Genomic DNA, 20,094 nt, shown 5'->3' on the forward strand with positions numbered 1-20,094 from the left:
CGTGAAGAGGTATCCGTAATGACCACAAAACCACAGAAAACCTGCCCACAGGGCAGGTTTTCGTGGTCGAGATGATAACCGCTGGTTACTTAGCCTGCGGCGTTCTCGATGGCGGCCTTCATGTCGGCGGTCGCGTCATCGACGGACTTGCCGGAGGTGAGGGCAGCGTAGGAGTTGTCCTGGATGGCCTTGGAGATGGCCGGGTAGAACGGGGACACTGGACGCGGTGCGGCGTTCTCCAGGGAGGTCTTCAGGGCGGGGAGGTACGGGAACTTCTCCACCAGGGCCGGGTCCTCGTAGATGGAGGCGAGGACCGGCGGGAAAGAGGCCTCGGCGAAGGAGGTCTGGTTCTCGACGTTGACGATGAACTGGATGAAGTCCAGGGCGGTGGCCTTGTTCTCGGAGTTCACGTTGATGCCGTTGTTGTATCCACCTAGGGTGGACACGCCGACGCCATCCTTGCCCACGAGCGGCTGGACTTCGAACTTGCCCTCCACGGCGGAGGTCTCACCCTCGGCTGCGTTGGTGTACATGTACGGCCAGTTGATCGCGTAGGCGGTGTCGCCCGCGACGAAGGCCAGGTTGGTCTCCTCCTCGGTGGCGGAGGTGGAGGCCTTGGAGATGGTGCCGTCTTCGTAAGCGGTGACCAGGGCCTGGAGACCGGCCTTGGAGTCATCGGAGTCGACGGTGACGTTCCCGTCGGCGTCGAGAACCGAGCCACCCCAGCCTTCCATGAAGCCGACGGTGTTGACGGTCAGGCCCTCGTACTGCTTGAGCTGAAGGGTCAGGCAGTCCTTGTTGGCGTCCTTGGCGGCCGAGCAGGAGGCTTCGAGCTCGGCCCAGTTTCCGGGGGCCTCGGGGACGATCTCGGTGTTGCGGAACAGGAGCTGGCCGTTGGTGTTCTGCGGCAGAGCGTAGAGGGTGCCGTTGTAGGTCGCCGAATCCACGGTCGACTGCAGCAAGCCGGAGGTGTCTGCCGCGTACTCGCCCTCCAGCGGGGTCAGCCACTGGTTGGCGGCGAAGTCAGCGGTCCAGACGACGTCGAGAGCCATGACGTCGTAGTCGGAGTTGCCTGCCTGCAGGGACTGGACGAGGGTCTCGCGCTGGGCGTCGGCCTCACCGGCGAGCTCGGAGAGGGTGACCTTTTCGTCCGGGTGCTCGGCGTTCCACTTCTCGATGATCGGGATGATCTTGTCAGTGTCGTTCTTGCCCATGGCGAAGGTGATGGGGCCACGGCCGCCTTCACTGGCAGCGGCAGAGGTGGCGGCGCCAGTGGTGGTGGAGCCGGAGTCGCTCGTTCCGGAGCTACATCCAGCGAGAACAAGGCCCGTGACTCCGAGCGCAGCAATCACTGCGTGGCGGGACTTGCGAGAGATGGGAAAAGTCATCTGGGGTACACCTTTCTAGATCGTCAGGTGTCTCCAATCTAGTGATTTAGCTTATATTTCCGCCGGAAGTTGGGCTATTTCACTTCTTCTCACCCCTGGCCGGGGGTGAGCTACAGGCGCTGACCCGTCGAGGGATGGAAGCGATGCGAGTCAGCGGGGGAGAAACCGAAACGAACCAGTGCTCCGCGCTCCGGGGAGGCCACCTCATTGAGACGAGCGACGAGGCGGACCCCGTCACTGGTGGCGTACACGTAAGACTCGGAACCGAGTTCCTCCACGAGGTCGACGGTGGCCTGCTTCTCCACCCAACCGGCGGGTGGCTCCCGATCCTCGAGCACCATCATGGATTCCGGGCGGACGCCGAGGGTCACGCCCTCATGGGGGAAAAGGTTCATGGCGGGGGAGCCGATGAAGCCGGCGACGAATTCGTTGACGGGGGCGTCGTAAAGCTCCCTCGGCGGGGCGACCTGCTGGAGGATGCCGTCTTTGAGGACGGCGACGCGATCGCCCATCGTCATGGCCTCGACCTGGTCGTGCGTAACGTAGACCGTCGTGGTGCCCAGGCGGCGCTGGAGGGCGGCGAGCTCAGCGCGGGTTTGCACCCGGAGCTTGGCGTCCAAGTTGGACAGAGGCTCATCCATGAGGAAGACCTTCGGGTCGCGCACGATGGCCCGGCCCATGGCCACGCGCTGCCGCTGGCCACCGGACAGGTCCTTAGGCTTTCGGTCGAGGTACTCGGTGAGCCCGAGCATGTCGGCGGCGCGCTCCACCCGCTCGGTGATCTCGGCGGAGGACAATTTAGCCAACTTGAGGGCGAAGCCCATGTTCTTGGCCACGCTTAAGTGTGGGTAAAGGGCATAGTTTTGAAACACCATGGCGATGTCGCGATCGCCGGGCTCGACGCCGGTGACATCGCGGCCGTCGATAAGCAGATGGCCCGAGTCGACCTCCTCGAGACCTGCCAGCGCCCGGAGGGTGGTGGACTTGCCGCAACCGGAGGGGCCGACCAGGACGAGGAACTCGCCGTCGGCGATCTCTAAATCAAGATCCTGGACCGTGGGGCGCTCGGCGCCCGGGTAACGGATGGAGACCGAATCAAACGTGACCGTTGCCATAGGCGATACGCTACACGCGTTGGGTGACCTTTTCCGCCGTTGCGATCTCGTCCAGACGATTGGTGTCGCTCATGCCGCTGACCACCACCGCAGACCCTCCCGCGGAGAGGGGAACGAGGACGGATTCGGCGAAGGAAGCATCGTCGTGCCAGCCTGTGGAGAGCACACGGGCGGGCTCGGCCGAGGTGGGCACGACATCGCGCAACGATGGGGCAGGGCCGAAGAACTGGTCACCATAGAAACGCACCGTGGGGCCAAAATCGATGGCATCGTCTGGAAGCTCCCCGCCCGACTCGACGATTCCGCGGCCGAAGGGATCATCGCTGACGAGCACGATGTCTGGCCCTGAGTAGGCGTAGAAGCGCGCGAGGGAGGTGAACACGGCATCCACACCGCCTAAGGATTCGGTGCCAAAGTGGTGGGGCACTCCCGCAGCCAGGCAGCCGAGGGCAATCGTCGCGGCCTGCCAGCCGACGGGAAGGTCAATGAGGACCGAGGAGTCTTCGTCGAGATCGAGCTCCTCGAGCAGCATGTTGGCGATCTTCGAGGCCCAGTTATCTAGCGTTTGGGCAGAAAAGTCGAGGCGCATCCCGGTCGAATCGTTGTAAACGGTGAGGCGGGGGGCGGCTGGATCCATCGCAAGCAGGTGTTCTAGAAGGTCCATGTCCGCCCATCGTAGGCAAAAGCTGGATCGAACTGCGAAAACTAGCGTAGGTTTATTGTGCCAGGCACCAATAAGGAGAGGCTAAAGTGTTTGTTCCTGTCGCCCCACGTTCCATCAGCATCGTCATACCCTGCCTCAACGATGCTGAACTGCTCCCGCGGTGCCTTGATTCCCTCGCCGAGCAGAGCGTCCCGGCCGAAGAAATCATCGTCGTCGATAACGGTTCCACCGATGATTCGGCTGCCGTGGCCCGCGCTGCCGGGGCACGGGTGATCCCGGAATTCCGCCGCGGAATCACCTGGGCCACCCGAGCCGGGTTCGATGCCGCCAGCGGCGACATCCTCGTGCGTATCGACGCCGATGTCGTCGCCCCTCGCGACTACCTCGCCCGGCTCCACGCGGCGTGGGACGCCGCTGATGCCGCCCCGGGCCGCGACGTCGTGGGGGTCACCGGGGTGGGCCGATTCGAGCTGCCAGGCGTCCTCGGCGTGCTAGCCAGCTCGCTCTACCTCGGTGCCTATCGCGCCAGCGTCGGATCCGCACTAGGACACAACCCCCTCTTTGGCACGAACTATTCCATCAAGGCCACCTGGTGGCGCGAGATCCGGGACTTGGTCGATTCCGCAGACACCTACTCACACGAGGACATGCAGATTTCCTTCGAAGTACGCCCGCACGAAACTGTGTGGTTCCAACCCGACCTCACCCTCGACATGGACCCGCGAGCCTTGTTCGGTGCGCGCCAGATTGCTCGACGGTTTAGCCGCGGCATGCACACGATCCTGCGGGCGTGGAGGAAACACCCACCGCACCGGCGCCTAGCTCAGCGCGGATTGTTGGGGGAGTGATGGACAACCTCACTAGGCGCGTCAACGATTCCTTGGCGTTGATCAACGAGTACCTCACCACCACCCGCGGCCGGGTGCCGGTCGACGCCCAGCTCATCGATTACGCCATTGACGGCGTGTCCACCTTCGCCTTGGGCGGCAAACACCTGCGCGCCGCCCTCGTGCATATCTCCGCGGGCGAGCTACCCGCGGAGCGGGAGATCATCGCCACCACCTTCGGGGCCTGCGTCGACCTGCTCCACGGCGCCTTCCTCATCCACGATGACATCATCGATCGCGACGACACCCGCCGCGGTCATCCGACCGTGCACGCCGCAGTGCGGGAGGAATATGGCGACGCGCACCTGGGGACGTCGATAGGCATTGCCGCGGGCGATATCGCCCTCAACGGCGCGCTTCAGATTCTCGTGGATTCCCCGCTTGACGACGCCCTCGTGCGTCAAGCAATGCGCATCCTCACGGATGCAGTCCAGCAGACGATCCTCGGCGAGGTGCTTGACGTCGCGCACACCGTGGGCCAAGCCCCCGACCCGGAGCTCGTGCGGCTGAGCAATGACCTCAAGACCTCCGACTACACCTTCGGCGCACCGCTGAAGCTCGGGGCGCTGGCCGCCGAACGGGATCCCGCCTCGATGGGGCCCATCGCCCGGGAACTGGGCCGCGCCTTCCAAGCCGCGGACGATATCGCCGGCTCCGTGGGCAACAGCGAGGCCACCGGGAAACTTGCTGGCGGCGATGTGCTCCACGGCCGCGCTACGCTCATGACCATGCGGATGAACGGCAACAGCGTGGAGTCGGATCCTCTCGCCCTGGGCGGTATCGTCCGTGAAGTCGTCGAGGAGGGACAGGCGCACCTTCGCTTGGCGCGCACGCACATCGCTGAGGCAGCGCTCAGTGACTCCATCCGTACGGGACTGCAGGCCGTCGCCGACGATGTGGAAAGGATGCTGCGCACCTATGCCTGATCACGCTTCTGAGCTTCGCGGCTTCCTCCGCCGCTATGACCGGATGTCCACCGCGGCCGCCCACCAGGTCATCACTTCCTATTCCACCAGTTTTTCCCTGGCCACGAGGCTGCTGAGCGGACGCATCCGGGAGGACATTCGCAACCTCTACGCTATGGTCCGCATCGCCGACGAAATCGTCGACGGCACCGCAGAAGCCGCCGGGCTCAGCCACACCGAATGCGTCCAGATGCTCGACGACTACGAACGCGCCGTCCTCGACGCCCCCCGCAGCCGCTTCCACGTCGACCCCGTCCTCCACGCCTACGCGCAATCCGCCCGCCGCTGCTCCTTCGACCCGGCACACATCGAGGCCTTCTTCGCCTCCATGCGGCGCGACCTCACCCAATCCACCTACGATTCGGGCAGCTTTGACGCCTACGTTTACGGCTCCGCCGAAGTCATCGGCCTGCTGTGCCTGGCGGCCTTCCTCGTGGATAACCCGGTCGAGGCTGCGGAGCGGGAACAGTTGGACAACGGCGCGCGCGCCTTGGGGGCGGCCTTCCAAAAGGTCAACTTCCTCCGCGACCTCGCCGAAGACTCCGAGGTCTTAGGCCGTGCCTACTTCCCCGGCCTGGAGCGCACCGCCCTGACTGAGGCGCGCAAGGACGAACTCGTCGCCGACATCCGCAACGACCTCGACCAAGCCCACGCGGCAATCGGCTACCTCCCAATGTCCGCGCGGGCCGGAGTCCTCGCCGCCGCCAATCTCTTCGCCGAACTGACCAACCGCATCGATGCCCTCCCCGCCGAAGAACTCGCTCGGCGTCGAGTAAGCGTTCCCTCGCACGTCAAAGCCCGCATCATCGTGGCCTCCCTGGCCGCGGCCATCCGAATGAAAGCAGGTCGTTCATGACTCCCTCGCACCCCCACACCGCCGTCATCATCGGGGCAGGAGTGGCCGGCCTGGCCACCGCAGCTCTGCTTGCGCGGGAGGGGACGTCCGTGACGGTGGTCGAACGCCTCGACACCGTTGGTGGACGCGCCGGAGATCTCACCTTGGATGATCACCCCGGCTTCCGCTGGGACACCGGTCCTTCCTGGTACCTCATGCCGGAAGCTTTTGACCACTTCTTCCGCCTGTTTGGCACGACCGCCGAGGAACAGCTCGACCTCGTCGATCTCGCCCCGGCGTATCGCGTCTTCCCCGAAGCCCACGAACCCGTTGATGTTCCCCAGGGCCGGGAGGAAGTGATTTCTCTCTTCGATAGCATCGAGCCCGGTGCCGGGGCCGCCCTGGATAGCTACCTCGCCAGCGCGGCCGATGCCTATGACATCGCCCTCGATCGCTTCCTCTACACCACGTTTTCTTCGGTTTCCCCGCTCGTGCACCGCGACGTCCGCGTTCGCATGGCCCAACTGGCGAAGCTGCTGAGCACGTCGCTACAGAGCTTCGTCAACAAACGCTTCCGCGACGTCCGCCTGCGCCAGATCCTCACCTACCCGGCCGTATTCCTTTCTTCGCGCCCGGAATCGACACCCGCGCTCTACCACCTGATGAGCCACACCGACCTCGTCCAGGGCGTGAAGTATCCCATCGGCGGCTTCACTGCGGTGGTCGAGGCCCTCCACCGGGTCGCGGTCGAGCAAGGAGTGGACGTTGTGTTGGGTACGGACGTCACGGCCATCACCACCGAGGGAAAGCGCGCCACTGGCGTGCGGGTGCGAGACGCCGACGGCGGCATCCGACAGATTGTCGCCGACGTCGTCGTGTCCGGCGCGGACCTCCACCACACCGAAACCGAGCTCCTCCCTGCGCAGCTGCGCACCTACCCGGAAAAGTACTTCGCCGGGCGAGACCCAGGCATTGGGACCGTCCTGGTCATGCTGGGGGTGGAAGGAAAGCTGCCGCAGTTACTCCACCACAACTTGCTGTTCAGCGATGACTGGTCCATCGACTTCGCCGCCGTCTTCGACGGACCCCAGCCGCAACGACCGGAGGGGGCATCGCAGTCGATCTACGTGTCCATGCCTTCGGCCACCGACCCCGGTGTGGCTCCGCCCGAGCACGAGAACCTGTTCATTCTTGTTCCCGTGCCCGCCGCAGAGTCCGGCGGCCACGGTGATCTCTACGGCCCCGGGTCGGTGGCAGTGGATGCCATTGCCGACGCCGCCATCGCTCAACTCGCCGAGTGGGCCAACATTCCCGATCTCCAGGAGCGGATCGTCGTCCGCCGGACCGTGGGGCCCGCGGACTTCGCCGAGCGTTACCACGCCTGGCGGGCCGGTTCCATCGGTCCCGCCCACACCTTGAAGCAGTCTGCCTTCTTTCGGGGGAGCAACGTCTCCGGCAAGGTGGCCGGCCTGTACTACGCCGGTGCCACGACCGTGCCCGGAGTGGGGGTGCCCATGTGCCTGATCTCCGCAGAGAATGTGCTCAAGCGCCTGCGCGGTGACTCTAGCCCCGGAGCCCTGGCCGAGGAGAGGGCATGAGCTTCGCTTATCTGGTCATCCTCCTGCTCACGATCGGCTGCATGATCCTGTGCGATTGGCGGTGGAAGCTCACCTTCTTCGCTGACGCCCGCCGCGCCACGATCATTTGTGTGGCCATGGTCGCGCTCTTCCTCGTGTGGGATGCCCTCGGCATCATCTCCGGCTCCTTCTTCCGTGGCGCCTCCGACTACATGCTCGGCGTCGAACTCGCCCCCGAGATGCCACTGGAGGAGCCGATCTTCCTCTTCTTCCTCACCTACCTCACCCTCAATCTGACCTCCGGGGTTCGCCTCGTCCTGCACACCCGCTCGACCTCCCGGAGGGTTCAGCCGTGACCTACCTCCTCATCAGCATTCCCTTCCTCATCGTGGGCTTTGCGTTCGCGCTGTGGCGCCGACAGTTCCTCGTCACAGCCATCGTGGCCACCGTGCTCATCGCGCTGACCATCATCTTCGACAACCTCATGATCTGGGCCGAGCTCGTCGGCTACGGCGATGCTCAACGACTCGGCCTGCACATTGGACTCGTGCCCGTGGAGGACTTGTTCTACGCCCTGGTCGTCGCACTGATCGTCCCCGCCGTGTGGCCGCACCGCGGACGCCCCGCAAACGAGGACTCATGAACACCCTGAAGAACATCCTCGCCGCATCCCGGCCGATCAGCTGGGTGAACACCGCCTTCCCCTTCGCCGTGGCTTATCTCCTGCTCGGTGGGGGACTGGACTGGCTGTTCTGGGTCGGGACCTTCTTCTTCCTCATCCCGTACAACATCGCGATGTATGGCATCAACGATGTCTTCGACTACGAATCCGATATCCGTAACCCGCGCAAAGGCGGAGTCGAAGGCGCCGTCCTGCCGAAGTCCATGCACCAGCCCCTCCTGTGGGCTTCCGTGCTCACCACCGTGCCCTTCTTGGCAGCCATGGTGTGGGCGGGCACCTGGACCTCTGCGCTGTGGCTGGCCATCGCCATGGCAGCCGTCGTCGCATACTCGGCCCCGCCGATGCGCTTCAAGGAACGCCCAGTCCTGGACTCGATGACTTCCTCCGCGCACTTTGTTACACCAGCTCTCGTGGGAGCGACCATCCGCGGGGGCGACGCCAGCAGATATTTCTGGTTAGCCGCCGGAGCGTTCTTCCTGTGGGGCATGGCCAGCCACGCCCTCGGCGCCGTCCAAGACGTCAAGGCAGACCGAGAAGGCGGCCTATCGTCCATCGCCACCGCCCTCGGAGCCCGTACCGTCACGCGCCTAGCGGCGGGGTTCTACCTCCTCGCCGCGGCGCTGCTGTTCTTCCTGCCTGCCCCCGGCTGGATCGTCGGCATCGCCGGCCTGGGCTACGTAGCCAACACGTTGCGGTTCTGGAACATCACCGACGACACCTGTGAGGACGTCAACCGCGCCTGGCGCGTGTTCCTTTGGCTTAATTACCTGGTGGGGGCGATCGTGACGATGTCGCTGGCGTGGGTGTACCTGTAGAAACTCCTAGTTCACGCAGCGCGGCCCATTGCCGCCGGCGTCGATCTCCGGGGCAACTTCGGCCTCGCCGAAGTCAGATCCGGGGGTGCCCACGGAGACGGACGGGGAGGCTACCGAGGAGCCTGCGGCGGCGTCGCCAAGCGGGCCGGCGTAGTCATCGGCGGAGACGACGATAAGAGTGCTGTCGTTGATGCCGGCATTGGCGGTGATGGGGAGGCCTCCGAGGGCTTCGGACAGGGCCAGGGCTCGGGGGTCACTGGCGTCGGCGGCGACGATCTGGCTGGTGGAATAGATGCCGGCCTGAGCGTTGGAGATGTCGCCTACCTGGTAGCCGTTGTCCCTAAGCCAGCCGCCGATTTGGCCAGCCAGGCCAGTGGTGGCGCCGGCATTGAGCACCATGATTTCGGTGCCCTCGAGCTGCGGGGCAGGTGAATCGGTGGTGGGGGAGTCGGCTGCATCGGAGCCTTCCTCAGCTGCCGGGGCGTTGAGCAAGCTATCCATGTAGGCGTGCACTTGGTCGGTGTCGACGGTGACGATTGATTCGCCATAGTCGCCGACCCCGTCGATGGAGGTGACCGGAATGGTGGAAAAGACGACGCTGCCGCCAGCGAGGTTGGCCAGCTGGGTGGCGAAGGAGAGGATGTCCCAGTCTTCGTCGATGACGACGGAGCGTTCCACAGCGGTAGACATGTTCGCCAACTTGGAGGGGTTGGTGAGGGTGCCAGCGGCGAGGACTTTGTTCACCAGGGAGGCCATAAAGGCCTGCTGGCGTACGATGCGGTCGAGGTCGCCGCGGGGCAGGCCGTGGCGCTGGCGGACGAAGGCCAACGCCTGCGTGCCGTCGAGGTTTTGCACGCCGGCGTGGAAGTCCGCGCCGGAGAATTCGTCTTGGACGTCGTCGTTGAGGCAAACTTCGACGCCGCCGACGGCGTCGGTAAGCAGCACGAAGCCGAACAGGCCGACCTCGGCGAAGTGATCGACCTCGATGCCGGTGAGGTTGCTCACCGCTTTGATGAGGCCCTTGCGGCCGGCGTTGGTGGCATCCGCATCCGCTGCCTGCGGGGACATTCCGCTGGCCACGAGGTCTTCACGCTCGGCGGCTTTGTGCACGCCGAAGACGCCGTTGATCTTCATGTTGCCGAAGGTCTCGTCGCGCACGTAGGTATCGCGGGGGATGGACACAGCGGTGGCGGAAGAACCATCGTTGGGAACGCGAATCACCATGATGGTGTCGGTGTTTTCTTCGCCCTCATCGACACCAGCGCGCAGGCGAGCCAATTCTTCCTCGGACAGCGGGTTGCCCTGGGCATCGGAGCGGGAGTCGCTGCCGACGAGGAGGATATCGGTTGCGCCGTCGGCTGCCTTACTTTTGACACCCTGACCGCCGCCAAGCGCGAGGTTGCCAGCGGAGGCGACCTCGGAGCCCAGGCGGCCGACGGTGTTGTATCCGAGGAAGGAAATGACGAGTACCAGCGATGACAGCAGCGCCAGAATCACTTTGACCGGCGTCGGCCCGACTTGGCGGGTCGAGCGGCCGGTGCCGGGGGCGGCCTGGATGTCGCGCACGTGGCGGTACTTGTCACTCACGCCCTGCAGTTTAGGCCATCGGAGTGGCGTTGCCGATGTGATGGCCGGGGCGTCGCTAAGCTGATGCCATTGTGACTAGCTTGCCTATTGCCGTTGTGACGGTGACATACTCGCCAGGTTCCTACCTCACGGATTTCCTGGACAGCCTGCCCGCAGCCGCCGCCAGCGGGTCGGTCGTCGTGCTCGCCGACAACGGCTCGACTGACGGCGCTCCCGAGGCAGCCGCCGCCGCGCAGGACAACGTTGAGTTCTTCCCCACTGGCGGAAACCTCGGTTATGGCACAGCCATCAACCTCGCTGCCCGGCACCTGCAGCCCCTGCGGGATGCGGGCGAGATCAATCCGGACTTCTTCGTCATCTCCAACCCGGACGTGGTGTTCGGCGCTGATTCCATCGATACCCTTCTCCAATGTGCTGGCCGGTGGCCGGATGCCGCAGCCGTCGGGCCCCGGATTGACCAGTCTGATGGGAGCGCCTACCCCTCGGCGAGGGCGGTGCCGACGCTGCGCAACGGAATCGGACACGCCCTATTTTCCCAGGTCTGGCCAAATAATCCATGGACGCGTTCCTACCGCGACGACGCTGATATGGATCACGAGCGCGTCGCCGGTTGGCTGTCGGGTTCGTGCTTGCTCGTGCGTTGGGACGCGTTCGATGCCGTCGGCGGATTTGACGAGCGCTACTTCATGTACATGGAAGACGTGGACTTGGGCGATCGTTTCAATCGCGCCGGGTATGTCAACGTTTTCTGCCCTCAGGCGCGCATCACTCACGCGGTGGGGCATGCCGCGGGAAAGCACCCGGATACGATGCTTCCCGCGCATCACAACTCGGCTTATCGTTTTCAGGCAGACCGCCTGCCGCAGTGGTGGCAAGCTCCGATACGGGCTGCCCTTAAGATTGGCTTGAAAGCCCGCGGGGTGCTTGCCGTATGGCAGGCGCGTTCACGAAAGGACTCCTAACCCGATGCCAGTTTCTGCTAATCCTGCCCAGACGGATGCCGTCATCCTGGTCGGTGGTCGCGGTACGCGGCTGCGGCCACTGACGATCAACACGCCGAAGCCGATGTTGTCTACGGCTGGGTACCCCTTCTTGCAGCACTTGCTGGCCCGCATCAAGGCGGCGGGCATCACGCACGTGGTGTTGGGGACGTCGTACCGGGCGGAGGTGTTCGAGGAGTATTTCGGGGACGGTTCGGACATGGGCCTGGAGATCGAGTACGTCGTTGAGGAAGAGGCGCTGGGCACCGGCGGCGGTATCCGCAACGTTTACGATCGCTTGCGTCATGAGACGGTGATGGTATTCAACGGTGACGTTCTGGCTGGCACGGACCTCACCGCCATTCTGGACACTCACGTGGAGAAGAATGCCGACGTCACTTTGCACCTGGTCCGGGTGCCGGATCCGAGGGCTTTTGGCTGCGTACCCACCGATGAGGATGGTCGAGTCCTAGAGTTTCTGGAAAAGACGGAGGACCCGCCCACCGATCAGATCAACGCTGGTTGCTACGTCTTCCGCCGCGAAATCATCGAAGCGATCCCCGCTGGCAGGGTCGTATCCGTCGAGCGCGAGACCTTTCCGGGGTTGTTGGCGGCCGGTCGCCGCGTTTACGGCCACGTCGATTACGCCTACTGGCGGGACATGGGCCGCCCGGATGATTTCGTTCGCGGTTCCTCCGACTTGGTCCGCGGTATTGCGCATTCGCCGCTGTTGGAGGGCCGCACCGGGGAGTCGCTTATCGACGAATCCGCGGGGGTCGCCGCCGGTTGCCTCCTCCTGGGAGGCACGTCGGTCGGTCGCGGCACCGAAATCGGTGCCGGCTGCCGCCTGGATGACACGGTGGTGTTCGACGGGGTCACCATCGAACCCGGCGCCATCATTGAGGATTCGATCATTGCGTCCGGCGCCCGGATTGGGGCGAATGCCCGCATTTCCGGCTGCGTTATTGGCGAGGGAGCGCAGATCGGTGCGCGCTGTGAGCTGCAGGGCGGAATGCGGGTCTGGCCAGGTGTGGTCATTCCGGACAATGGAGTGCGCTTCTCTTCGGATGCGTGATGACACGCCGGTAGCCCCGGCAGTTGTTATCGGCATTGTGGGCCACCACTAGATGTAGTGCCCCCATACTTTACCCCCAACCTAGGGGGTTTGTTTCTGTTGTGGCTGATGTGATTGTTGACCTTGAAATTTCCTGATAAACGGTAAAATCCCGCCCATCGAGGTTGACGACATTTAGTGATTCGGTGTGTAATCACATCAGTGTAAGAAGCATTATTCGGACGGAGAAAGGATCGGGCGTGGAAGACATGGCTAACGACGCCATTCTCCGTGGCGGAGCCAGCGGGGGAAACAGCGGAAGCGGATCGGCGGCCCTGTCGCTCGATGAGCTCTTCGGGGCTGTTGAGCAGGAATGGCAAGACCAAGCGCTCTGCGCGCAGACCGATCCGGAGGCATTCTTCCCGGAAAAGGGTGGCTCCACTCGTGAGGCCAAGCGCATCTGCCAGGCGTGCTCGGTCCGCGACGATTGCTTGGAGTACGCGCTCGAGCATGATGAGCGCTTTGGTATCTGGGGCGGGCTCTCCGATCGCGAACGGCGTCGCCTCAAGCGGGAGATTAGCTAGTCACCACTGATAGTCCGGGTCGATGTCTCGGGGATCTAGGTTGAGATAGTTGGCAACCAGAGCGGTCAAGATTGTCGTTAAGAGGTCTTGCCGCTCTTGTGCGTTCGTGGCCCTTTGTTCCACGGGCATACGAAAGATCACCAGTCGAGCCCGAGTGGGCCGGCCGGTCACGTCGATGCCGGCGGGGATGATGCGGCCTAAGGGGACTGGCCCGTCGGCAATAATCTCATTGGGTAACACCGTCATGTCCGCGCGCAAGCGCATCCGCGGCACGGTGTCCACGGCCAGGTCGAGTTGGCCAAGCTGTTGCGCGTAGGAATGCTGCAGGGGAGCGTAGGCCTCCAGGACGGCGACGTCGAAAGAGTTCGCACGGGAGCGGTAGCGTGGGGCGGCCATGGGGACGTGGGGGCCCCTGAGTCCACGGCCGTGCCTGTCGCGGAAACTCCTGGTGTGCATGCAGATGAGGGTAGAACTTCTCGCTCGTGCTGGGGGCGAGGCGCGCGGAAGGCTACCGAAATCTCAAGAAGAGGTTTAGACTTACCCATCGTGAGCCATTTTCGCCGCTGTTCCCGCCCCGGTTGTGGCAAGCCAGCCGTCGCCACGATGACCTATGCCTACGCCGAGTCCACGGCAGTCGTCGGGCCATTGGCCCCGGCCGCCGAGCCCCACAGTTGGGACCTCTGCGAGCACCATGCCGAGAAGATCACCGCCCCGTTGGGCTGGGAGATGCTCCGCGTCGACCACATCGACATCGATGATGACGAGGACCTCACCGCCCTCGCCGAAGCCGTGCGGGAGGCCGGCCGCGTCACCAGCGGGCTCGTCGACAACGACGAGGTCACTCGCCCCGACGTGAATCAGCGCGACGTGACCAACCCGGCAGCCTCCTTGCATCCGGTGCACCGCACCAAGCGCGTCGCGGAAGAGCGACAGCGCCGCCGCTCACACCTACGCCTCGTGACAGACGGGGACGGCGCAGCGGAGTAAACTCTCCTGCTATGCGCAACCGTGAATCAGTAACTTCCGTCATCAAGGCCTACGACGTCCGCGGCGTCGTCGGCCGCGACATCGATGCGGACTTCATCCGCGAAACCGGCGCGGCCTTTGGTCACTTGCTGCGCGGAGAAGGTGAGACGCAGGTAGTCATCGGCTACGACATGCGACCTTCCTCCCCGGAACTGGCCGGAGCATTCGCGGAGGGCCTTAACTCCCAGGGCATCAACGTTGTCCTTCTGGGACTGACCTCTACCGATGAGCTCTACTTCGCTTCCGGAACCATGGAGTGCGCCGGAGCGATGTTCACCGCCTCCCACAACCCGGCACAGTACAACGGCATCAAGATGTGCCGCTCGGGGGCGCGCCCCGTCGGGCAACAATCCGGCCTGGCGGAGATCATTGACATGCTTGTTAGCGGCGTGCCGGCCTACAACGGCGCCTCCGGCACTGTCGCCGAACAAGACGTCCTGGCCGATTACGGTGTCTTCCTGCGAAATCTGGTGGATCTCTCCGGCATTCGCCCCCTCGTCGTCGCCGTGGACGCGGCCAACGGCATGGGCGGACACACCGTGCCGGAGGTCTTCGCGGGCCTGCCGCTGGACATCCGGCCCCTGTACTTTGAGCTCGATGGCACGTTCCCCAACCACGAGGCGAACCCATTGGACCCGAAGAACCTCGTGGATCTGCAGAAGTTCACCGTCGAGCAGGGCGCCGACATCGGCCTGGCTTTTGACGGTGACGCCGACCGCTGCTTCGTCGTGGACGAAGCGGGTGAACCTGTGAGCCCTTCGGCGATTTGCGCGATCGTCGCCAAGCGATACCTGCAGGAACATCCCGGCGCCACGATCATCCACAACCTCATCACCTCGAAGTCGGTCCCGGAGGTCATCGCCGAGAACGGCGGCACAGCCGTACGCACCCGTGTGGGCCACTCCTTCATCAAGGCCACCATGGCTGAGACCGGGGCCGTATTCGGCGGTGAGCACTCCGCGCACTACTACTTCACCGAGTTCTTTAACGCGGACTCCGGCATCCTCGCCGCTATGCACGTCCTCGCCGCCTTGGGTTCCCAGGATCTGCCGCTGAGCGAGATGATGGCTGAGTTCAACCGCTATGAAGCCTCCGGGGAGATCAACTCCACCGTCGATGACCAGGCCGCCCGCACCCAGGCCGTCCTCGATGCCTTCGCCGATCGCATCGAATCCATCGATGAGCTCGACGGCGTCACTGTGGAACTGCAAGGCACCTCCGCGTGGTTCAACGTGCGGGCCTCCAATACCGAACCCCTCCTCCGGCTAAATGTTGAGGCGCCCACTCGCGGCGAGGTAGATACCTTGGTGGAAGAGATCTTGAGCATCATCCGCGCCTAGTCCAGCCTGCTTTCAGGATCTGGCACTATTCTGGGCCGCATGGAGTCCAGCAGCTATCACGACGGATCTGCCTACGATCGGGAATCAGTGCAGTTCTATGACGTGGCACACGAGGGTGCGCAGATCCGCGCTATCGCCGGTGTCCTGCCGGAGCTGGCCACCTTGCGTGGCCTCACCCCCCGCAGCCTGGTGGTAGTCGCGACTGACCTGGTGGCGCGGGCGTCGGCACGCTTTGCCGTCTCAATCCGCAGCCCCCTGCGGCTGCCCATTGTGGTGACGGGGGAATTGCCCACCTACGTCGGGCCGCTCGATGTGGTGATGGTGGTGGGGGACCGCGCCGAAGACCCGCAGATCTCGCAAGAACTCATCACTGCGGATCGTCGGGGCGCGCTGAGCATCCTCGTGGGGCCCGCTCAAGGCCCCATCATCGTTGATGCCCCCGCCCGCACCATCCTCGTGCCAGCCCTGCCGACCGTCGTTGGGGCCTCCCCGGCGCGCACCATCGCCTCCGTGTCTACGGTTCTCGACCTGCTGGAGGAGGATCCCAGCCTCATCGAGCAGCGCCTGGAGGACACCGCCAGTGCGATCGACGCCGAATTGGAACAGTTGTCCCCGGAGCGCGATAGCTTGGTCAACCCCGGCCGCCAATTGCGCGAATTTGCCGACGGTGCCCGGCTCATCCACACGGCTCATACCCGGGCGGAGTTCGGCATCGCGGAACTCATGGCCGCCCTGTGGACCACCAAGGGCATCCCTTCCGGAGCCGCCCCGGCCGCGGAGATCACCGTGGAGCCGACCCGTGAGGCAAGTATTTTCCATGACCCGTTCTTGGACGGACCTATCGACCTGATACCGTTGAAGACCATTGTCTGGGCTCAACAGCCCCCGGTGGTGTCCACCCAGCCCCATTCGCTTGTCGTCTCAACTGAGACCCCGCAAGCGGGGATACTGGCGGGCGCCCTCACCTTGATCACGCGCGGATTTGCCGCGACCGCCTTCGATCTCCCAGAAGACTCAGTGGAGGATTTATAACATGCAGCAGCTCACCGGTGTGCTCCGGGCCTATCCTTGGGGTTCTCGAACCCTCATCCCTGAGCTGCGGGGCTTGCCCGCGCCCTCAGACCGGCCGGAGGCCGAGCTCTGGTTCGGCGCTCACCCGGCCGGCCCGTCCACCATCGATGGTCGCCCCCTGACCGAGATCATCGCCGAAGATCCCACCGCCGCCCTAGGGCCCCGCGTCCGCGATCAATTTGGGGACGGCCTGCCCTTCCTGCTCAAGCTGCTCGCCGCCGCGGAGCCGTTGTCGCTGCAGGCTCACCCTTCCGCCGAGCAAGCCCGAGAGGGATTTGCGCGGGAGAATGACCAGGGCATCGCGCTCAACGCCGGCAACCGCAATTACAAGGATCCCAGCCACAAGCCGGAGCTCGTGGTGGCGCTCTCCGAGTTCGACGCTATGACCGGCTTCCGCCCCCTCGAGCAGACCCGCGAACTGTTCGCCGCGCTGTCTTGCCCGGAACTCGATCGATACCTCACGATCCTCGATCCTTTCAACGAGTCCGACAGCTTGCGCGGGCTGTTCACCACATGGATCTCCATCCCCGCGCATGCGCGCCAGGAGCTTATCGACGCCGTCGTCACCGCCGCCAGCACCAATCTGGAGCGCGGCGACTGGATCTCCGACGTCCTGGTCACCGTCCTCGAACTGCAGGAACGCTACCCCGGCGACATCGGTGTGCTGGGCGCGCTGCTGCTCAACCACGTCCGCTTGCAGCCCGGCCAGGGAATCTACCTTGATGCTGGCCAGCTCCACGCCTATGTCCGCGGTCTCGGCGTCGAGATCATGGCTAACTCCGACAATGTTCTGCGCGGTGGCTTAACTTCCAAGTACGTCGACGTGCCCGAACTGGTCCGCGTCTTGGAGTTCTCCTCCCTGTCTGACCTGGTGGTCGAGCCGGAGGAAGGGGTCTATCCGACCCCGGCGCCCGAGTTCCAGCTCACCTGCCGCGAAGTCAGCCAGGCCGCACCGTGGACCATCGATCACGACGGCCCGGCTATCGCCATGTGCACGGCCGGCACGGTGGAACTGGGCGGCATGAGCCTAAAGCCCGGCGATGCGATGTGGATTCCGGCCTCCGACCCGGCGGTGACCGCGGGCGGTGCTGGCGGCCAGCTCTTCCTAGCTACTGCCTAAAACCACAGGTTGAACGGCCACGGGAGTGGCTGGCGCGGCACCCCAGTTGTTGGGGGCATGCCCGCGCGCTCTGGTTCTGATTCTGAGGTTGTCGGAGCTTCCGCGGGCTCGGGGGAAGGGGTTGCCGGTTCCGTAAACTGCGGAACCTGAGGTGTGTCGGTGCTCTCCGAGGGGACAGAGGTGCCAGGGTTCTCCGAGGTCGGCGACGGGGAGGTTGGTGCCGGGCTGGATGTAGTCGCTGGGCTCTCGGGGGCAACGCTCGGCTCGGTGGTGGAAGACCCCTGGACGTTTGGCGGCCGGTACACGGTTGTTGGCACGATGGGCTGGGGGTTTTGCTGCACGACGGCGTGCGGAGGAAGGAACGGGTCACCGTCAACGGGCGTGGCTACGTTTTGGGGCTTTTTCTCCGTAGACTCTTCTTCGGACGACGGGGTCGTGGTGGTAGTCCTCGAAGCTTCGGCCACGGTGGATACCTCAGGGGTGGCCGTGGCAGTATCGGAACTTGAAGGGTTGGCAGGTGAGCCTGTGTGCCACACAGCTACACCGACGAAGACCGCAGCAATAAGGCCAAGGGCGATGAAGAGGTAGACGCGACGGTTATCGGCTTTCACCAGCGCGGTTCCCTTCTTTTGAGATAAATTAGTAACAACTCGGTAACAACATAGCAGAAGTTTCACCTTATCGAACATATTGGGTGAAACGACACACAGTGAGAGGACTGTTGACCGTGAGTACATGGGACGTCGAAATCTTCGCGGAAGATGACAATATTGATTTCCTCGAGGAACTAAACGAGCTCGATGATGATGAGATCACCGAGGCGGTTCGTGACGCCTGCCTGCTGGCCCTAAAGCAGTCGCATGTGTCCGACACTGAGCGCCTCAACGGCCTCGCAGCCGCCACCATCGCTGCCATCTGGGCGGGTGCACCGTTTTCGGCCGGTGATGTCGCAGATTCCTACCCCTTCATCCGTCGACTTATCGGAGCCGGGGATGAGGCGCTCAACGAATCTGCTGCTGAGCTGCTGGAAACAGTCGACAGCGACGATGACATTGATGCCTTCACCGAGGCGCTTTCCTAAAACATGATCGTCTCCATAGAGGGCATCGATGGTGCCGGGAAGAACACGCTCGTTCACGCTATTCGCGAAGAAGTTGAGGCTGACGTGCTCGCTTTTCCTCGCTACGCAGATTCCCTCCCCGCACAGCTGGCCGATGACGCGCTCCATGGGCGAATGGGCGACCTCACTGATTCGGCTTACGCGATGGCCACACTCTTCGCATTGGACCGACATGGCGCGAAAGAAGAGCTGAATAAATACCTCGACAATGATCGCGTGGTCATCCTCGATCGCTACGTCGCCTCTAACGCGGCCTACTCCGCAGCCCGCCTCAACGATGATGAGGTCATGGACTGGGTGTACGAGCTGGAATTTGGCAGGCTGGGCCTGCCCCAGCCAGACCTGCAGGTGTTGCTGGATACGCCGCCTACGACGGCGTCGCAACGCGCCATCAACCGCGAGGCCCTCGATTCGACCCGGGAAAGGGACCGCTACGAGCGGGACGCGGGACTCCAGGAACGCACTTTCGCCGCCTATCACCGTTTGGCGGAGAAACAATGGGCGGGTCGATGGCTGGTGACCAGCGATCCAGGCGTTATCCTGCAGGAAATACACACGAAGCTGAGGACGTAAATGGCTGCCAAGATTCTTGTTGTTGACGACGACCCTTCCATCTCTGACATGCTGGCCCTCGTCCTGGAGACGGAAGGCTACGAGCCAATTCCGATCATGGACGGCAACGAAGCTGTTCCTGCCTTCCAGGAAAACCAGCCAGATCTTGTGCTGCTGGACCTCATGCTCCCCGGGATGAACGGTGTCGACATCTGCCGGGCTATCCGCCTGGAATCCTCCGTGCCCATCATCATGCTTACGGCTAAGACCGACACCGTTGATGTGGTGTTGGGCCTGGAAACCGGGGCAGATGATTACATGACGAAGCCTTTCAAGCCGAAGGAGCTCATCGCCCGTATCCGCGCGCGCCTGCGTGGCACGGAGGCCGGGCCCGCGGAGATCCTCGAGGTTGGTGACCTGAGCATTGACGTGCCTGAACACACCGTCAAGCGCGGGCACGAGGAGATCTCGCTGACCCCGCTGGAGTTCGACTTGTTGCTGGAGCTGGCCCGCAAGCCGCGCCAGGTGCACACCCGGGAAGAGCTGTTGGAGACGGTGTGGGGCTACCGCCACGCCTCCGATACCCGCCTAGTCAACGTCCATGTGCAGCGCCTGCGCGCGAAGATTGAAAAAGACCCGGAAAACCCGCAAATCGTGCTCACCGTGCGCGGCGTGGGATATAAGACGGGTCTGGGGGAGTAGACAATCCTGTCGTCGCTTGCCGCCTCTACC

23 protein-coding genes are annotated in these 20,094 nt (G+C 63.8%); 18 read left to right on the forward strand and 5 right to left on the reverse strand.

All coding sequences use genetic code 11. From position 1 onward, the window contains the following. Nucleotides 1-89: 89 nt before the first annotated feature. The 3 genes from CATRI_RS02880 to CATRI_RS02890 all read right to left on the reverse strand — a co-directional run bounded on the left by CATRI_RS02880 (nt 90) and on the right by CATRI_RS02890 (nt 3,167). Nucleotides 90-1,388 carry an ABC transporter substrate-binding protein gene (locus CATRI_RS02880; RefSeq protein ID WP_290219543.1) on the reverse strand — a complete coding sequence of 433 codons (1,299 nt, stop codon included), beginning with the start codon at nt 1,386-1,388 and terminating at the stop codon, nt 90-92. A 110-nt stretch (nt 1,389-1,498) separates the two neighbouring features. Continuing rightward, nucleotides 1,499-2,503 carry an ABC transporter ATP-binding protein gene (locus CATRI_RS02885; RefSeq protein ID WP_290219546.1) on the reverse strand — a complete coding sequence of 335 codons (1,005 nt, stop codon included), beginning with the start codon at nt 2,501-2,503 and terminating at the stop codon, nt 1,499-1,501. 10 nt (nt 2,504-2,513) lie between these two features. After that, nucleotides 2,514-3,167 (reverse strand): TIGR03089 family protein, encoded by a 654-nt coding sequence (locus CATRI_RS02890; protein ID WP_290219549.1) that lies wholly within the window; start codon nt 3,165-3,167, stop codon nt 2,514-2,516. Nucleotides 3,168-3,253: 86 nt separating this feature from the next. Here CATRI_RS02890 and CATRI_RS02895 point away from each other — a divergent pair, with 86 nt between their 5' ends. The 7 genes from CATRI_RS02895 to CATRI_RS02925 are packed head-to-tail and all read left to right on the forward strand — an operon-like array spanning nt 3,254 to nt 8,928. Continuing rightward, nucleotides 3,254-4,015 (forward strand): glycosyltransferase family 2 protein, encoded by a 762-nt coding sequence (locus tag CATRI_RS02895; protein ID WP_290219551.1) that lies wholly within the window; start codon nt 3,254-3,256, stop codon nt 4,013-4,015. After that, the gene (locus CATRI_RS02900) at nt 4,015-4,980 is read left to right on the forward strand and encodes a polyprenyl synthetase family protein (RefSeq protein WP_290219553.1); all 966 of its coding nucleotides are present in this window, start codon (nt 4,015-4,017) and stop codon (nt 4,978-4,980) included. Before CATRI_RS02895 ends, CATRI_RS02900 begins: the two co-directional genes overlap by 1 nt. After that, nucleotides 4,973-5,875 (forward strand): phytoene/squalene synthase family protein, encoded by a 903-nt coding sequence (locus tag CATRI_RS02905; RefSeq protein WP_290219555.1) that lies wholly within the window; start codon nt 4,973-4,975, stop codon nt 5,873-5,875. The genes CATRI_RS02900 and CATRI_RS02905 overlap by 8 nt, the downstream gene beginning before the upstream one ends. Next, on the forward strand, nt 5,872-7,452 hold the full coding sequence (gene crtI, locus CATRI_RS02910; protein WP_290219557.1) for a phytoene desaturase family protein: 1,581 nt from the start codon (nt 5,872-5,874) through the stop codon (nt 7,450-7,452). The genes CATRI_RS02905 and crtI overlap by 4 nt, the downstream gene beginning before the upstream one ends. After that, nucleotides 7,449-7,787 (forward strand): lycopene cyclase domain-containing protein, encoded by a 339-nt coding sequence (locus CATRI_RS02915; RefSeq protein WP_290219559.1) that lies wholly within the window; start codon nt 7,449-7,451, stop codon nt 7,785-7,787. The genes crtI and CATRI_RS02915 overlap by 4 nt, the downstream gene beginning before the upstream one ends. Continuing rightward, complete coding sequence (locus tag CATRI_RS02920) at nt 7,784-8,074, forward strand: lycopene cyclase domain-containing protein (protein ID WP_290219560.1); 291 nt, start codon at nt 7,784-7,786, stop codon at nt 8,072-8,074. The genes CATRI_RS02915 and CATRI_RS02920 overlap by 4 nt, the downstream gene beginning before the upstream one ends. Then, the gene (locus CATRI_RS02925; protein WP_290219562.1) at nt 8,071-8,928 is read left to right on the forward strand and encodes a prenyltransferase; all 858 of its coding nucleotides are present in this window, start codon (nt 8,071-8,073) and stop codon (nt 8,926-8,928) included. The genes CATRI_RS02920 and CATRI_RS02925 overlap by 4 nt, the downstream gene beginning before the upstream one ends. 6 nt (nt 8,929-8,934) lie before the next feature. On the opposite strand, the gene CATRI_RS02930 is transcribed toward CATRI_RS02925, so the two are convergent. Next, nucleotides 8,935-10,515, reverse strand: a complete 1,581-nt coding sequence (locus tag CATRI_RS02930) for an LCP family protein (protein ID WP_290219564.1) — start codon at nt 10,513-10,515, stop codon at nt 8,935-8,937. A gap of 71 nt (nt 10,516-10,586) precedes the next feature. Here CATRI_RS02930 and CATRI_RS02935 point away from each other — a divergent pair, with 71 nt between their 5' ends. The 3 genes from CATRI_RS02935 to CATRI_RS02945 all read left to right on the forward strand — a co-directional run bounded on the left by CATRI_RS02935 (nt 10,587) and on the right by CATRI_RS02945 (nt 13,133). After that, nucleotides 10,587-11,477 (forward strand): glycosyltransferase family 2 protein, encoded by an 891-nt coding sequence (locus CATRI_RS02935; protein ID WP_290219566.1) that lies wholly within the window; start codon nt 10,587-10,589, stop codon nt 11,475-11,477. A 4-nt stretch (nt 11,478-11,481) separates the two neighbouring features. Next, nucleotides 11,482-12,570 (forward strand): mannose-1-phosphate guanylyltransferase, encoded by a 1,089-nt coding sequence (manB, locus tag CATRI_RS02940; protein ID WP_290219569.1) that lies wholly within the window; start codon nt 11,482-11,484, stop codon nt 12,568-12,570. 239 nt (nt 12,571-12,809) lie between these two features. Further along, nucleotides 12,810-13,133, forward strand: a complete 324-nt coding sequence (locus tag CATRI_RS02945; protein ID WP_290219571.1) for a WhiB family transcriptional regulator — start codon at nt 12,810-12,812, stop codon at nt 13,131-13,133. On the opposite strand, the gene CATRI_RS02950 is transcribed toward CATRI_RS02945, so the two are convergent. Further along, nucleotides 13,134-13,589, reverse strand: a complete 456-nt coding sequence (locus CATRI_RS02950) for a metallopeptidase family protein (RefSeq protein ID WP_290219573.1) — start codon at nt 13,587-13,589, stop codon at nt 13,134-13,136. 90 nt (nt 13,590-13,679) lie between these two features. Here CATRI_RS02950 and CATRI_RS02955 point away from each other — a divergent pair, with 90 nt between their 5' ends. The 8 genes from CATRI_RS02955 to mtrA all read left to right on the forward strand — a co-directional run bounded on the left by CATRI_RS02955 (nt 13,680) and on the right by mtrA (nt 20,064). After that, nucleotides 13,680-14,120, forward strand: coding sequence for a DUF3499 domain-containing protein (locus tag CATRI_RS02955; protein WP_290219574.1), 441 nt, complete (start codon nt 13,680-13,682; stop codon nt 14,118-14,120). Between the two features lie 11 nt (nt 14,121-14,131). Then, on the forward strand, nt 14,132-15,499 hold the full coding sequence (locus CATRI_RS02960) for a phosphomannomutase/phosphoglucomutase (protein WP_290219576.1): 1,368 nt from the start codon (nt 14,132-14,134) through the stop codon (nt 15,497-15,499). A gap of 39 nt (nt 15,500-15,538) precedes the next feature. Further along, nucleotides 15,539-16,531 (forward strand): hypothetical protein, encoded by a 993-nt coding sequence (locus CATRI_RS02965; protein ID WP_290219578.1) that lies wholly within the window; start codon nt 15,539-15,541, stop codon nt 16,529-16,531. Between the two features lies 1 nt (nt 16,532). Continuing rightward, a complete protein-coding gene (gene manA / locus CATRI_RS02970) occupies nt 16,533-17,690 on the forward strand; it encodes a mannose-6-phosphate isomerase, class I (protein ID WP_290219580.1) in 1,158 nt (385 codons plus the stop codon). A 153-nt stretch (nt 17,691-17,843) separates the two neighbouring features. After that, nucleotides 17,844-18,278 (forward strand): hypothetical protein, encoded by a 435-nt coding sequence (locus tag CATRI_RS02975; protein ID WP_290219584.1) that lies wholly within the window; start codon nt 17,844-17,846, stop codon nt 18,276-18,278. 139 nt (nt 18,279-18,417) lie between these two features. After that, on the forward strand, nt 18,418-18,771 hold the full coding sequence (locus CATRI_RS02980; protein WP_290219587.1) for a DUF4259 domain-containing protein: 354 nt from the start codon (nt 18,418-18,420) through the stop codon (nt 18,769-18,771). Nucleotides 18,772-18,774: 3 nt separating this feature from the next. Further along, on the forward strand, nt 18,775-19,383 hold the full coding sequence (locus CATRI_RS02985) for a dTMP kinase (protein ID WP_290219589.1): 609 nt from the start codon (nt 18,775-18,777) through the stop codon (nt 19,381-19,383). Further along, on the forward strand, nt 19,384-20,064 hold the full coding sequence (gene mtrA / locus CATRI_RS02990) for an MtrAB system response regulator MtrA (RefSeq protein ID WP_290219590.1): 681 nt from the start codon (nt 19,384-19,386) through the stop codon (nt 20,062-20,064). Nucleotides 20,065-20,094: the final 30 nt, after the last annotated feature.

The organism is Corynebacterium atrinae (assembly GCF_030408455.1).
Classification (GTDB): Bacteria; Actinomycetota; Actinomycetes; order Mycobacteriales; family Mycobacteriaceae; genus Corynebacterium; species Corynebacterium atrinae.